The organism is Methylophilus sp. QUAN, from assembly GCF_015354445.1.
Taxonomy (GTDB): domain Bacteria; phylum Pseudomonadota; class Gammaproteobacteria; order Burkholderiales; family Methylophilaceae; genus Methylophilus.
In genome coordinates this window covers 439,905-453,877 of sequence record NZ_JADKYT010000001.1, presented here as the reverse complement: position 1 = coordinate 453,877, position 13,973 = coordinate 439,905, and the positions used below count along the sequence as shown (strand labels likewise).

At 52.0% G+C, this 13,973-nt stretch carries 12 protein-coding genes; 6 read left to right on the top strand and 6 right to left on the bottom strand.

The window, feature by feature from the left end:
* Nucleotides 1-14: 14 nt before the first annotated feature.
* Both INP79_RS02075 and metK read right to left on the bottom strand, forming a co-directional pair.
* Complete coding sequence (locus INP79_RS02075) at nucleotides 15-1,244, bottom strand: HD-GYP domain-containing protein (protein ID WP_194752749.1); 1,230 nt, start codon at nucleotides 1,242-1,244, stop codon at nucleotides 15-17.
* A 133-nt stretch (nucleotides 1,245-1,377) separates the two neighbouring features.
* Nucleotides 1,378-2,541 (bottom strand): methionine adenosyltransferase, encoded by a 1,164-nt coding sequence (gene metK, locus INP79_RS02070; protein ID WP_194752748.1) that lies wholly within the window; start codon nucleotides 2,539-2,541, stop codon nucleotides 1,378-1,380.
* Nucleotides 2,542-2,707: 166 nt separating this feature from the next.
* On the opposite strand from metK, the gene dapF reads away from it, so the two are divergent.
* The 5 genes from dapF (at nucleotide 2,708) to INP79_RS02045 (ending at nucleotide 6,481) form a co-directional block, all read left to right on the top strand.
* Nucleotides 2,708-3,538, top strand: coding sequence for a diaminopimelate epimerase (gene dapF, locus INP79_RS02065; protein ID WP_194752747.1), 831 nt, complete (start codon nucleotides 2,708-2,710; stop codon nucleotides 3,536-3,538).
* 21 nt (nucleotides 3,539-3,559) lie between these two features.
* Nucleotides 3,560-4,213, top strand: coding sequence for a DUF484 family protein (locus INP79_RS02060; RefSeq protein WP_194752746.1), 654 nt, complete (start codon nucleotides 3,560-3,562; stop codon nucleotides 4,211-4,213).
* A gap of 81 nt (nucleotides 4,214-4,294) precedes the next feature.
* Nucleotides 4,295-5,176, top strand: a complete 882-nt coding sequence (gene xerC, locus INP79_RS02055; protein WP_194752745.1) for a tyrosine recombinase XerC — start codon at nucleotides 4,295-4,297, stop codon at nucleotides 5,174-5,176.
* Nucleotides 5,177-5,344: 168 nt separating this feature from the next.
* Nucleotides 5,345-5,929 (top strand): superoxide dismutase, encoded by a 585-nt coding sequence (locus INP79_RS02050; protein ID WP_194752744.1) that lies wholly within the window; start codon nucleotides 5,345-5,347, stop codon nucleotides 5,927-5,929.
* Nucleotides 5,930-6,028: 99 nt separating this feature from the next.
* Nucleotides 6,029-6,481 carry a YiiD C-terminal domain-containing protein gene (locus INP79_RS02045; protein WP_194752743.1) on the top strand — a complete coding sequence of 151 codons (453 nt, stop codon included), beginning with the start codon at nucleotides 6,029-6,031 and terminating at the stop codon, nucleotides 6,479-6,481.
* Between the two features lie 29 nt (nucleotides 6,482-6,510).
* Here the strand turns inward: INP79_RS02045 and INP79_RS02040 are convergent, their stop codons facing one another.
* Nucleotides 6,511-10,224 carry an EAL domain-containing protein gene (locus INP79_RS02040; protein ID WP_194752742.1) on the bottom strand — a complete coding sequence of 1,238 codons (3,714 nt, stop codon included), beginning with the start codon at nucleotides 10,222-10,224 and terminating at the stop codon, nucleotides 6,511-6,513.
* 196 nt (nucleotides 10,225-10,420) lie between these two features.
* Complete coding sequence (locus INP79_RS02035; RefSeq protein ID WP_228519684.1) at nucleotides 10,421-11,617, bottom strand: CynX/NimT family MFS transporter; 1,197 nt, start codon at nucleotides 11,615-11,617, stop codon at nucleotides 10,421-10,423.
* A gap of 196 nt (nucleotides 11,618-11,813) precedes the next feature.
* Between INP79_RS02035 and xth the strand changes: the two genes are divergently transcribed.
* Nucleotides 11,814-12,584 (top strand): exodeoxyribonuclease III, encoded by a 771-nt coding sequence (gene xth, locus INP79_RS02030; RefSeq protein WP_194752741.1) that lies wholly within the window; start codon nucleotides 11,814-11,816, stop codon nucleotides 12,582-12,584.
* Between the two features lies 1 nt (nucleotide 12,585).
* Here xth and INP79_RS02025 read toward each other — a convergent pair whose 3' ends face one another.
* On the bottom strand, nucleotides 12,586-13,524 hold the full coding sequence (locus tag INP79_RS02025) for a hypothetical protein (RefSeq protein WP_194752740.1): 939 nt from the start codon (nucleotides 13,522-13,524) through the stop codon (nucleotides 12,586-12,588).
* Nucleotides 13,525-13,546: 22 nt separating this feature from the next.
* The gene (locus tag INP79_RS02020) at nucleotides 13,547-13,969 is read right to left on the bottom strand and encodes a DNA polymerase III subunit chi (RefSeq protein WP_194752739.1); all 423 of its coding nucleotides are present in this window, start codon (nucleotides 13,967-13,969) and stop codon (nucleotides 13,547-13,549) included.
* Nucleotides 13,970-13,973: the final 4 nt, after the last annotated feature.

The window sequence follows — 13,973 nt, the reverse complement described above, 5'->3', positions numbered from 1 at the left end:
TCATGGACTGGCTCTCAATGATTGGACCACAGATGATCAATATTACCCACGCCCCAGGTAGCGGCAGAATCATTACCAATAATTTCATCCATGCCTTTTGATAAGTCCAGCTCTTCCACCGGGATATGTATTTTCGACTTTGTTGAGAAGAATGCTTTGACCACTGGCTTGAGCAAACTATCAGGCGTTTGCTTGACCACCACTGCCAGGCGACCAGATTTGAGCATCACTACCGTCCCGATCGGATAAATCCCCAGGCTTTTGACAAAAGCCTTAAACACTTCAGTGTCAAAGTGACCACTCCAGCTTGCCATGCGTTTAAGAGCCATGCCAGGCTCCCAGGCCGGTTTATACGCGCGGGTCGAAGTCACAGCGTCATAAACATCACAGATCGCCCCCATCTTGGCAAAAACGGTCATTTGCTCGCCACTTAAATGTTCAGGATAACCAGACCCATCCACTTTTTCATGGTGATGCAAACACACGTCCAAGGTCACTGAGTCAGATATATTGGCCTTGATCAGCATGTCATGGCCCAACTGAGGGTGCTGGCGGATCACATCAAACTCGTTATCGGTCAGTGAACCAGGTTTATTCAGTATCTGTAACGGGATCCCCGCCTTGCCCATATCATGCATCAAACCTGCCAACCCGGCCTGTTTTACTTCCGTTTCAGATAATTTAAGCTCTTTAGCAAGCGCAGTCATCAGGGCACAGACAGCCACCGAGTGCATATAGGTGTAATCATCGACTGTTTTCAAACGCACCAGACTAATCAGCGCATGCACATTGCGCGTAACCGAAGCCGATATTTCTTCCACGAGCGGCATCACTGCCTCAGCTTCAATCGCCTTGCCCATGCGTAAATCTTTAAACATGGACTCAATCGCGCGGCGCGAAGAAGCAATAATCTTGGCGGCCTGCTCACGTTCAGCTTCCAGTGTGGTCGATTTCAACTTTTCGGCGCTGGCACTCTCTTCCACAACGGGCCCATCCAGTTCCAGCATCGCCATTTCTTTATCCGTGAGCTGGCGATCAACAACATCCGGCTCGGGCAGCACATCCAATCCCTGACTGATATCAATCACCACCTGCTGCAAATGGCTTGCTCTTAACTTTTGCAGATCAACAGGATCATTCAGCACAAATTTGGTACGCCAAAATGGATGGTCCATCCACGGGCCTTTCAGCTCATGAATGTACATCCCCATCCGCACCTCTTTGACTGTTATAGTTTTTAACATATCGCCCTGACAGCCCCACATAATGCTTACATCTTATAACTGAATATCGGAAAAAAATTAAAAAAAAAGAGGGCTAAAAGCCCTCTTTAAAATTACATTTACATGCATGTTTTAGCATGCATGTCAGCCAGCTTTACAAGCCTGCGGCGGCGCGCAACGCGGCTGCTTTATCTGTCGCCTCCCAGCTAAACTCTGGCTCATCACGGCCAAAGTGGCCATAAGCCGCTGTTTTGCTATAGATAGGACGCAACAGGTCCAGCATCTTCACGATGCCTTTTGGGCGCAGATCAAAATGCTCGCGTACCAGTTGCGTCAGGCGCTCATCCGAAATCTTGCCTGTGCCATAGGTTTCAACCATGATAGACGTTGGCTGTGCCACACCAATCGCGTAGCTGACCTGCACCAGACACTTGTCAGCCAAACCGGCCGCAACAATATTTTTCGCCACATAACGGCCTGCATAGGCAGCGGAACGGTCAACTTTGGAAGGATCTTTACCCGAGAATGCACCACCACCGTGTGGCGCGGCGCCACCATAGGTATCCACAATAATCTTGCGGCCAGTCAGACCACAATCGCCTTGCGGACCACCGATGACAAAGCGGCCGGTCGGGTTCACCAGATATTTAATCTCGCCCTTAATCAACTCGGCAGGCAAGGTTGGCTTGATGATTTCTTCGATCACTGCTTCACGAATCGCGTCCAGGCTCATGTCTGGCGCATGCTGTGTGGACACCAGTACGGTATCAATCTTGAATGGTTTGCCGTCCACATACTGAATGGTCACTTGTGATTTAGCATCCGGGCGCAACCATGGCAGACGGCCATCTTTACGCAACTGGGACTGGCGCTCCATCACACGGTGGCTGAGCCAGATCGGCAATGGCATCAGTTGTGGGGTTTCATTCACTGCATAACCAAACATGATACCCTGGTCACCCGCGCCCTGATCCAGCGGATCATCGTTGGCGTTATCCACACCCTGGGCAATGTCTGGCGATTGTTTATCGTAAGCGACCAAGACGGCACAACCCTTGTAGTCAATGCCGTATTCGGTATTGTCATAGCCGATGCGTTTGATCGCATCACGTGCGACCTTGATGTAGTCGACATTGGCAGTGGTCGTAATTTCACCGGCCAGTACAACCAGGCCGGTATTGGCCAGGGTTTCTGCGGCGACACGCGCAGTTGGGTCTTGGGCTAAAATCGCATCCAGAATGCTATCAGATACCTGGTCAGCTAATTTGTCGGGATGGCCTTCGGACACGGATTCCGAAGTAAAAAGATATTCACTCATGTTTGACGCCTTGAAAAGTAATAAAGTTAATAAATGGTACTGACTAAAGGCTGAAGCCAGCACCCAAAATTGGGAACAAAGATTCTACCTGAGATTATTTATACCAAGGAATAAATCTTCGTTCTATGGATGCCTTCAACGGCACGATGGAGTATCATCTTGAGCTATGAAATTACGATTTACCAAAATGCAGGGCGCGGGCAATGACTTTGTCGTGATTGATGCCACCAAAACGCCTGTACAGCTTTCTCATAGCCAAATTCAGCACATTGCCAACCGTTTTTTCGGCGTCGGTTGCGACCAGTTGCTGATGGTCGAATCAACGGAAACCGCTGGCGTGGATTTTCGCTACCGCATTTTTAATGCCGACGGTGGTGAGGTCGAGCAATGCGGCAACGGCGCGCGTTGCTTTGTGCGCTTTGTGGTTGAAAAAGGCCTGACACAGAAACATGAGATTAAAGTTGAAACTGCCAGCGGCGTCATTACGCTAATGCTGCAGGATGATGGGCAAGTGACGGTCAACATGGGCGCACCGCGCTTTGTCCCCAAGCAGATTCCATTTGAGGCCGAGGCACAAGCCACCTCTTACGAACTCCCGCTCAACCACGAAACCGTGACCGTGAGTGCGGTATCCATGGGTAACCCGCATGCCGTCATGCTGGTAGACAACGTACACACGGCCGAAGTCGCTAGCCTGGGGCCACAAATCGAATCTCACCCACGCTTCCCGCAACGGGTGAATGCGGGTTTTATGCAGGTACTTAACGAGCATGAAATCAACCTGCGCGTGTATGAACGTGGCAGTGGTGAAACCTTGGCCTGTGGCACAGGGGCATGTGCCGCGGCAGTCAGTGGCATACAACTGGGCGCATTGCAAAGCCCGGTCAAAGTGCACACCCGTGGCGGCATTTTAACCATTCAATGGGCGGGCGATCACGCACCGGTCATGATGACAGGACCGGCAGAGATTGTCTTTGACGGCGAAATAGAGATTTAGAGAGACAAGAACAGCAGTATCATGGAAGACAGCATTAACGAAAGCGATATCAAGCACTACCTCAAGGCGCATCCGGACTTCTTCGAAAGTCATGCACACTTGCTGGCAGAGCTCTTCTTACCCAGCCCACATGGCAAAGGCACCATCTCACTGGCAGAACGCCAGCAGATTGCCCAGCGCGACAAAATACGCGTACTCGAATCACGCTTTACCGAGCTGATTTTAACCGCCGAAGAAAACGAAGCCACGGCAAACAAGGTGCACGAGCTGACACTTGGGCTGTTATTTGCCAAGGATGTCGCCGCACTTCATACCCACCTGGTGGAGTTTCTGGCGACACACTTCCAGCTGCCTAATGCGCAACTCAAGCTCTGGGTCAACGACAGTCATGCCGCTGACCACCTGTTCATAGACGCAGAAGACTCACTCAAAAACTGGGCCAAGGACCTGAGCCAGCCTTATTGCGGCACCTTGCCCACCATGGATATCGCCGGCTGGTTTACGGATACCCCTGCGTCACTGGCAGTGATCCCTATGCGCTACCAGGAGGTCACTTTTGGCCTGATGGCGATCCCCAGTGAACAACGTAGCCGCTTCTACGCGGGCATGGGCACCCTGTTCCTCAACCGTATCGGAGAGTTGGTCAGCGCGTCTCTGGCCAGATACATCATATGAAAGCCCCCGCTGAGGTTTCCGCCAAGAGGGATATTCTTGCGGCAATTGTCAGCGTAGGGCCTATTCTTAGAGGCGGTCATCATGCATGAACTGCTGGATGACTACCTCGACTTCCTGCACTTTGAACGCGGGCTCAGCGAGCACACGCGCAATAACTACCAGCGCGATATTGAGCGCTTGTTACAACAACATGCAGACAAACTGCAGTCACTCACCCCGCAAGACATTCGTCGCCAAATAGCCAGTCTCAACAGCCAGGGCATGCATGGCCGCAGCATCGCACGTATTTTGTCCAGTTGGCGTGGTTTTTACCGCTACCTGGTGTTACATAAAAATTTTCCGGCCAATCCCGTGATTGGTTTGCGCGCACCTAAAGCACCAAAATCTTTGCCACACGCACTGTCGATTGAACAAACGATCAAACTGGTCGAGATTGAAGGGGATGCAGCGATTACGCAACGCGACCGTGCCATGCTGGAGCTGTTTTACTCCTCAGGCCTGCGCCTGAGCGAGCTGGTTGGCCTGAATCTGGACAGACTGGACCTGCAAGAAGGCCTGATCACAGTGATTGGTAAAGGCAACAAAACCCGCATGGTGCCCTTGGGCAGCAAAGCCATCTCTGCGCTCAAAGACTGGCTGGCCATAAGGCCGCTGTGGCTCACTAAACGTCCAGCAGAAGTGGCCGTCTTTGTTAGCCAGCAAGGCCGCCGCATCCATGCCCGCACCGTGCAAACCCGTATCAACCATTGGGTCACAAAACAAGGGCTGCATAATCATGTGCACCCGCACATGTTGCGCCACAGCTTTGCCAGTCATGTCTTGCAAAGTAGCGGTGATTTACGTGCCGTGCAAGAAATGCTGGGACATGCCAATATCAGCACCACCCAGGTTTACACCCATCTAGACTTTCAACATTTGAGTAAAATTTACGACGCTGCCCATCCGCGTGCACGCAAGAAATAACCCCCTTCTGCACAATGATGGCGCAGTCAAGGTTTTGCTAGACCGCAAAATATGGCAAAATAACCCTACTAAATTGGTAAACCTTTGCCAGTCTCGTGACTCTAATGTCGCAACGTCTTAGCTTACAAAAGCAGGCAACCATTTCAACAAACCAAAAAAGGAAACTCCATGGAACACGCCTTACCAGCTTTGCCATTTGCAAAAAATGCATTGGCCCCACACATGTCAGAAGAAACATTTGACTACCACTACAGCAAGCATCACCAAGCGTATGTGACCAACCTCAACAACCTGATCAAAGGGACCGAGTTTGAAAATGCGGCGCTGGAAGACATCATCAAAAAATCTTCTGCTGGCATCTACAATAACTCAGCCCAGGTTTGGAACCACACGTTCTTCTGGAACTGCCTGTCTCCAAACGGTGGCGGCGAGCCAAGCGGTGCATTGGCAGCAGCCATTAACGCCAAATGGGGTTCATACGAAGAGTTCAAAAAGGCTTTTCAGGCTTCAGCCGTGGGTAACTTCGGTTCAGGCTGGACATGGCTGGTGAAAAAAGCGGACGGCTCTGTTGATATCGTCAACATGGGCGCCGCAGGCACCCCGCTGACGACTGGCGACACTGCCTTGCTGACTATCGACGTATGGGAACACGCTTACTACATCGACCACCGCAATGCGCGTCCAAAATTTGTCGAAACATTCCTGAATCACCTGGTGAACTGGGAATTCGCGGCGAAGAATTTCGCGGCTTAATGTCGACGATTGTTGAGCAATCAACAATGGCTAGCCTCTAAAAGCCTCAAGCCTTGCTTGAGGCTTTTTACTTTTAAGCCGCCGCCATAAGGACAAGCAATGACCACTCTTGAAACCACCTTTGAACAAAAGCTGTTTGAACTGATCCCGCAAACCAGGAATCTGGGTATCCAGATCACGCAGATTGCAGACACCGAACTGCACGTGCGTGGCTCTTATGCACTTAATAAAAATCATCTGGATATTGTATTTGGTGGCAGCATTGCCGCCATTTCGATTACGACCGCCTGGTCATTGCTGCAACACAAAATACAGCAAGCCGGACTGAAGGGCAGCCTGGTGATCAAGCAGCAGGAAATCAAGTTCTTGCTACCAGTGCATAGCGATTTTGAGTGTGTGGCGACCTTGCAATCGGTGGAGGACTGGCCATTATTCCTGGACAGTTACCGCCAGCGTGGGCGGGCCAAGCTGGTCGTGAATGCGCACATTCTGTGCGAAGCCAGAGTAACGTCCACTTTTCAAGGTGTGTTTGTGTTATACCAACCGAGCTGAATCACCTCCACGCTGCACAGACATGGCTCTTATATGGCCTGTAAGGCAGCGTTGCTCCTGGCAGGCTGTTGCGACTGTGCAACCCAGGCTTCAAACATCTCTAAGGGCAAAGGCCTCGTAAAGTAATAGCCTTGGAAAATTTCGCAACCTAGGTCCTGCAGAACATTGAGCTGCGCTTCAGTTTCGACGCCTTCGGCCAGTATCTCCAATTTGAGGCTTTGCGCTAGCGAAATGATCGCATTAACGATGCTTTCATGGTCGTGGCCGTTGAGCATATCGCGCACAAAAGACTGGTCGATTTTCAACTGGTCAAACGGCAAGCGTTTCAGGTAAGACAACGAAGAATACCCAGTGCCAAAATCGTCCAGCGAGAAGCAGACACCGGTTTGCTTGAGGGCAGCCATCTTGGCAATGATGTCCTCCACATTATCGACCAGCATGCTTTCTGTCAGCTCCAGCTTGAGATTGCCTGGGTCTACACCTGTTTCGGCAAGCATTTGCTGCACTTCTGCCACAAACTCTGGCTGCAAGTATTGCTTGGGACTAACGTTGACCGACAGCACCAGGTGACGTAGCGCCGGGTGATCCGCCCAACGCTGCAACATGCCGCATGCTTCTTGCAATACCCAGCGGCCCAACGCCACAATCTGGCCGGTATTTTCTGCCAGGCTGATAAATTGCCCCGGCATAATCACGCCATGGTCAGGATGCTGCCAGCGCACAAGTGCTTCAGCACCCACGATATGGTGTTGCTGGTCGTATTGCGGCTGAAAATGCAGGATGAACTCCTGTTTTTCAAGCGCAATGTGCAAATCAGCTTCCAGCGCCGCGCGTTGGCGCAGCTCGGTTTCCATTTGCGTATCAAAGAACTGATAACCATTGCGTCCGGCTTCTTTGGCTTTATACATCGCCATGTCGGCACGGCGCAGCAGCTCGTCTGCCTGGCTCATGTGTTCCGGATCAAACAGCACAACGCCGATACTGGGCGTGGTGTAGTGTTGGTAATGCTTGAGGTTAAATGGCTTTTTAAACGCAGCCAGAATCTTTTCGCACACGCGTCTGGCCTGCTTTTCGGCCTGTGCGGCATCATGATGCAAGCTGTCGAGCACGACGACAAACTCATCGCCGCCCAGGCGGCTGACAGTATCAAAGCGTCGCACTGACTGTTTGATGCGCTTGGCCACTTCAACCAGCAAGGCATCTCCCACATCGTGACCATGCGTATCATTGAGTGTTTTAAAGTTATCGATATCAATAAACAGCAAGGCGCCGCCCGTTTCCTTGCGCATGGCTTTGCGCACATGGGATGCCAGCTTTTCCTGCAACAACATGCGGTTAGGCAAGCCGGTCATGGTGTCGTAATAAGCCAGTTGGCGAATTTGCGCATCAGCCTGTTTGCGTTCGGTAATATCCCTGAGCACCGCCACCCAATGGGTGACCAAGCCCCCTTTATCCAGCAACGGCAGTGCATCCATTTCAAGTGAAATGCCTACGCCGTCCTCATTCACAGTCACCACCTCGGTTTTGACTGGGCGCATGTGCTGGAAGGCTTCTTTGATGCGCTCCAGTTCACGCCCTGGTGTCGCCTCCTGAAATAACTCAAATGGGGAAATACCCCCTAGTAAGTCGACTGATCGGCCAGTAATACGGGTAAATGCGTCGTTCAGAAACACGATCTTTTGCTGCATGGGCGCGTGCAGCGGCGATTCGGTAATCATCACAATATCATTGAGCCTGGACACCCCATTTCGCAACAAATGCAGTTGCTCATCTGACTGTTCACGCTCAATCGCCAGCCCGAGGATCTGGGCGTAGCTGTCGATAAAATCCAGTTCTGCCACGTGCGGGCTATGCCGTTGCTGGCGATACATGGCCAGCACCCCCAGTACACGACGGCTGCGCGATAAAATCGGCATGGTCCAGCAGGCGCGCAATCCATGGGTGATGGCCAGCTCACTGCATGTCTGCCATAAGGGATGCGTACTGATATCTTCAGCAATCACGCGGCCTTCTGTCAGCGCGGCAATGCCACAAGTGCCCAACTCGAGGCCATCAATGGCTTTTGCATAGGCCGCAGGTAACTTGGCAGAAGCGGCACGGCGCAAATGCTGACCTTCTTTATCCAGCAGCAACATGGCACAACTGACATCCGGGAAATGCTGTTCGATAAGTAACACGGCAGCGTGCAAAATGTCTGGCAACGCTACATCGGCCAACATCATGGCCTGAATTCTATCTTGCCCCTGTTTGATCGCCGCGAGCTGTTTGTGTGCGGTAATATCCTGCAATGATCCTTGCAGTTTAACGATATTGCCTTCGCTATCGCGCACTGGCCGCCCCATGGCGCGCACCCAGAAACGGCGACCATTGGCCGTGATCTTTTCCATCTCCAGGTCATAAGGCATGCCTTCATCAATACATTGTCGAATCGCGCTACACATCAATGCCTGATACTCAGGCACAAACATACTTAAGCCTTCTTCTACCGTCGGCGAGTAACCCGGCGGCATATCATGCAAAATGGCCACTTCGTCTGACCAATGTATAAGGTTGGTTTTAAGATCTATCACCCAACCGCCGATTTTCGCCACGCTGCCTGCCACCTTGAGCAAGTACTCCGCTTGTGTACGACGGTCAATTTCGTTTTGTAATGCCTGGGTGCGATGGACCACTTGCCGCCTGATCTGCAAGTTCCACAGAAAAGTCACCCCTAATACCAGCAACAGAATAGCCACACCTCGCGTGAACCACAGCATATAGGGCCGTTTCACCAGCACATCGCCCTGATACACAAACCCTTTCAGGCTGTATTGCGCCGGAATCAGCCCGAGCTCAGCAAACGTGCTGGCAATACTATCCCAACGGTCTTCATTCATATGCCCCCAGGGGACCACTTCTGACAACACATAGGGCACCATCAAACGGGCTTCCTGCATCAGCGTTTGCTTGGTGATCCCACGTTTGGATACCCCAGGCATAGCGGCAATCTGCTCGACCAGCGTCTCTTTATGATTGAATGCGTATGCCCACCCTTTTTTAGTCGCTCGCAGAAAAGCTTCCACGCGCTCCGGGTGCATGGCCAATTCTCGCTCGGTCGTGAATAAAATATCACCATAAAAATCCACGCCATAGCCCTGGTTACTAATGATGGCAGGCGAGTATCCCATTTGCTGTAATTGCACAGGTTCATCCATGGCGTAGGCCGAGATCGCATCCACCTTGCCATCAATCAAGTCCTGCAAACGCCAGCTATGCGGCAAAATGGTCATCTGCCTGATATCTATATTGCGTTTGAGCAACATGGCTTTAAACTGCAGGCCGCCTTGATCGCCAGACATCATGATGCGTTTGCCGATCAGATCTTCAGGCTGGTATATGCCACTTTCATTCAAACTGAGCATGACATAAGGAGAGTGCTGAAAAACGGCGGCCAGCGCGACCACAGGTTTACCAGCAACGCGGGAGACCAGGATCTCTGAATCCCCAATCGAGTAGTCTGCCTGGCCTGACAACACCTGCTGTAAAGGCGGCCTATCCTTGCTGCCTTCGATGATCTCGACGTCCAGCCCTTCATCACGGTAATAGCCCTGTTGCTGGGCCGCATAATAACCGGCGAACTGAAACTGGTGATGCCACTTGAGTTGTAACTTGATATGCTCGGACGCAGCGGCCACAGTCGCAATCGCCAGGCACACGCATGCCAACAGCCATTTGCATAATGTAAGAATCAATCCGCGCTTCATGAGTATCCGAACAACGTGAAAAAACATTGGATTGGCTGATCACGGCCAATCTCATCCAACTGTGTTTATACCGCACAGCAGACTCATCACATTAAGCAAACAGACAACAATTTATAGCTGTATCAATCGAATTGACGACTATGCTCTTTAGCCCCCATCCATCACGCGTGCTGAAAGCATCATCAGTGATTCATCACTACCCTGAAGCCTGGCCAGGCTTCAGGGTAAATGCAAGCAAAAACATCAGGCAAGACACCAGGCATAACAACTGAAAACCACTTTCAAAGTGACCACTCACATCGCGCATACGACCAACAATAAAAGGGCCACACGCAGCAATCAGATAGCCAACCGTTAATACGAATGCATTCCAGCGATTGGCCGCATCCGGCGTATGCGTATTGTCCAGCGGCAAGGTCATGGCCAACGTAAATGCCCCGCCGAGACCAAACGCCGTCAGCGGCACCCAAAGCCACGGCCAGGCACCAGGTGTCGCCATGCCTGCCAGGCCAATAGTAGAAACCAAGGCACATCCCGCGAGCCAACCACGTCGATCAGGGTGTCGGCTATACATGCCAACCACCGGGCTGGCCAACATAAAGCAAAACGTAAAACTGGCCAGGACGGCGCCGGCCTCGGCAGCAGGCATGCCACTTTCCTGATACATCGCCGCCGTCCAGGTGAGAATGGCATAAAACAGGAAGTTAACGCAGGCAAAGAACAAGGCAATCATCCAGGCCACGGGGGTGCGTAAAGGCAGGCGCGAGGGAGCTGCCTGTGTCGAAGTCACATTGACTGCGCGAGTAGTGACTGATTTGCGTATGACTTGCCACCAGGCCACCATGGCAATCACACCCAGCACTCCCCACAAGCCGGTCGCGACCCGCCAGCCCGCAGCTTGCAATATCCAGCCCGTCAGCCCGGCCGACAAAGTGCTGCCCAATGACAAGGCGGTAGCATAAATGCCCATGATGAATGCCGCTCGATTGGCAAAACTGGCTTTAACGATGCCTGCAAACATGGCGCCGGCAACAGCAATACCAGCCCCTACGCCGACAGTGCTGGTCATGAGCAAACCACTTCCGGCAGAGTAAGCGCGTACTAACATCGAAAGACTCAGCACACTCAACGCAAACATCAGCACGTTATTGACGCCAAATCGGCGTACCAGCCACGGCGTAGGCAACGCCAATGCCCCCATTAATACATCAGGAATCGCCGTCATCATCGAGGCCATGGCGTGACTCAATTGAAAGGTGTCGATGATGGCAGGCAACGCAGGCCCCATGGAAACAATCCCCGGCCGCAGACCTATTGCTACCAGCACAATCGCCAACACTAACCACCACTCCGTTGTAGAGAAACCCGCAAGGGTTCCCTGACTATTTTTCATCTTTTGCTCCTGATATCAAACCATGCAAACCTCACTGTAACGGGGAGCGTGCGATTGAAAAATACGCCATTTGTCTGATATGGCAGCGCGTGTCGACACCTACGTGGCAGGCAGCGATAAAAGAGTCGTGTAAAATGCGCGTGCATCCCTGGCGCATTGCAAGCGCATTTTGCTGATTCTTTTGTGGAGAACTTTGTTGAAACTGGCTACCTGGAACGTCAACTCCCTGACTGTGCGCTTGCCACATGTGCTGGACTGGCTGGCTTCCAACCAGCCGGATGTGTTATGCCTACAGGAAACCAAGCAGGAGGACAGCAAGTTTCCCTATGCTGCCTTGCAAGAAGCCGGGTTTAATGCGGTGCATAATGGCCAGAAAACCTATAATGGCGTGGCGATTATCAGCCCGCATCCACTGAAAGATGTCCATGTTGACCTGCCAAATTTTGCCGATGAACAAAAGCGTATTATTGCAGCTACGATACAGGGCGTACGTGTAATTTGCGCCTATGTGGTCAATGGCCAGGCGCTGGATTCAGATAAATATCAATACAAACTCAATTGGCTGGCGGCCCTGCAGAACTGGGTGACGGACGAGTTGAAACAACACGAAAAACTCGCACTGTTAGGGGATTACAATATTGCGCCGGATGATAGAGATTGCCATGACCCGGCTGCCTGGGAAGGGCAAGTGCTGGTAAGCCAGCCCGAACGGGAAGCCTTTGAGCGATTATTGGCACTGGGTTTACACGATAGCTTTCGCCTGTTTAACGACGAGGCCGGGCAGTTTAGCTGGTGGGATTACCGCATGGCCGCGTTCCGCCGCAACATGGGCATGCGCATAGACCACATTCTGGTCAGTGATGCCTTAAAGCCGCTGTGCGATAGCTGCGTGATAGACAAGGCACCACGCAAACTGGAGCGCCCCAGCGACCACACGCCAGTTATGCTGACACTGGCAAACGCGTAAATTAAACCGTAGGCATCACAAACTTGATGCCCTGCAACACTTCCAGAATGCGTGACTTGAGGCGCTTGTTCATTTCGGCCTCCATTTCCTGCAATTGCACGGCGACCACTGCTGCCACTTTTTCCTCCAAGGCAGGCGCTGATGCCGCAAGCTCAGCTTGCATGCTCTGCTTAAACTCCGCCATTTGTGCAGCGTTTAACTCGGCAAATGCCTCTTGCAGTGATTGCTTGTAGTCTGCCACCAGCGTGGTAGCCGCTGATGCCTGGCTATCAGACAAGGTTCGTTTATTGGTTTCTTGCAATTGTTGCAAATGATCGACCAGGCCCTGCTCAAGCTGCTCACGCAAAGATTGCAAACGGCTTTCCATTTGCGCCTGTTGCGCATCTATCAGCGGTGACAAGGTCTCACCCAACCATTGATGGCCGGTTTTATCCACCGTGTCGCGCACGGTTTGCTCGGTGGCTGCCAGCAATTGCTGCTGGGTGTCACCCAACTGCGACAACTTCTCTTCAACCGCCTGTAATTGTTGCTGGATATTGTTTTCCAATGCGGCCTGAAATGATTGCTCATTGGCCTGCAATTGCGATTGCTGCGTTTCGTTCAAGCGGCCGATCTGTTCTTCAAACACTTGCAATTGCTGCTTGCTGACATTGCCCATGGCCTCGCGGAAGGCTTGTTCTATCGCCTGAATGCTATCACCGACCTGCGACTGTGCCTTCGCCAGCACTTCTTGTTGCAATGTATTGGCGTAGTCGGCAAGAGACTGCTGTCCGGCCGCAAGGGTGCCTGGACTATGCTCGGCCAGTTGTGCAGCCACCAATTGCATGATTTCCGGTAACAAAGCCTGTTTAAGCTGCGCCACCAACTCATCCATCTCAATCGCAGGCGCCGCTGACTTCTGAACAACTTTGGTTAATACCGGAATTTCTGAAATATCCACACCATCCCCTTTGCAAGGCTTGTTATTGCGTTTGCTTATTCATGTGCTGAATCTCGTAACCACGGTCACGATAAAATGCCCACCGCTGCCGCCCGGCCATTTTGTCAGCCTCTTCGGTGCCTATCAACTCAAACACATGGCGAAAACGGCTGAAAAACTTAGGCAGGGCCGCCTGGCAGTTAAACAGCAAATCATCCTGGCGAATCTGCTCGGGCTGCCAGGCCAGTTGCACCGGCGTCAATGCGGCGTACTCGGCATCAGCCAATGCATTTGGCCAGAAACTGTCGGCCGTTTGCTGCCATAACTGATCACCCAGCCTTTGTGCCTGCTCTCGGTCAGGCACATAAATGGTCACACTGCGCTGCCGTGATAACGCCTGGCTCACCAGATGTTGTATCAACGCAGGTGGATCAGTGACATCAGTGTAAAAACGGATTTTAGTCATGACG

Excerpts from the sequence above, each read along its gene's own strand:
- INP79_RS02040 (WP_194752742.1), bottom strand. The coding sequence starts at position 10,224 with ATGAAGCGCGGATTGATTCTTACATTATGCAAATGGCTGTTGGCATGC.
- xerC (WP_194752745.1), top strand. The coding sequence starts at position 4,295 with ATGCATGAACTGCTGGATGACTACCTCGACTTCCTGCACTTTGAACGC.
- INP79_RS02060 (WP_194752746.1), top strand. The coding sequence starts at position 3,560 with ATGGAAGACAGCATTAACGAAAGCGATATCAAGCACTACCTCAAGGCG.
- INP79_RS02035 (WP_228519684.1), bottom strand. The coding sequence starts at position 11,617 with ATGAAAAATAGTCAGGGAACCCTTGCGGGTTTCTCTACAACGGAGTGG.
- INP79_RS02050 (WP_194752744.1), top strand. The coding sequence starts at position 5,345 with ATGGAACACGCCTTACCAGCTTTGCCATTTGCAAAAAATGCATTGGCC.
- INP79_RS02045 (WP_194752743.1), top strand. The coding sequence starts at position 6,029 with ATGACCACTCTTGAAACCACCTTTGAACAAAAGCTGTTTGAACTGATC.
- metK (WP_194752748.1), bottom strand. The coding sequence starts at position 2,541 with ATGAGTGAATATCTTTTTACTTCGGAATCCGTGTCCGAAGGCCATCCC.
- dapF (WP_194752747.1), top strand. The coding sequence starts at position 2,708 with ATGAAATTACGATTTACCAAAATGCAGGGCGCGGGCAATGACTTTGTC.
- INP79_RS02075 (WP_194752749.1), bottom strand. The coding sequence starts at position 1,244 with ATGTTAAAAACTATAACAGTCAAAGAGGTGCGGATGGGGATGTACATT.
- INP79_RS02020 (WP_194752739.1), bottom strand. The coding sequence starts at position 13,969 with ATGACTAAAATCCGTTTTTACACTGATGTCACTGATCCACCTGCGTTG.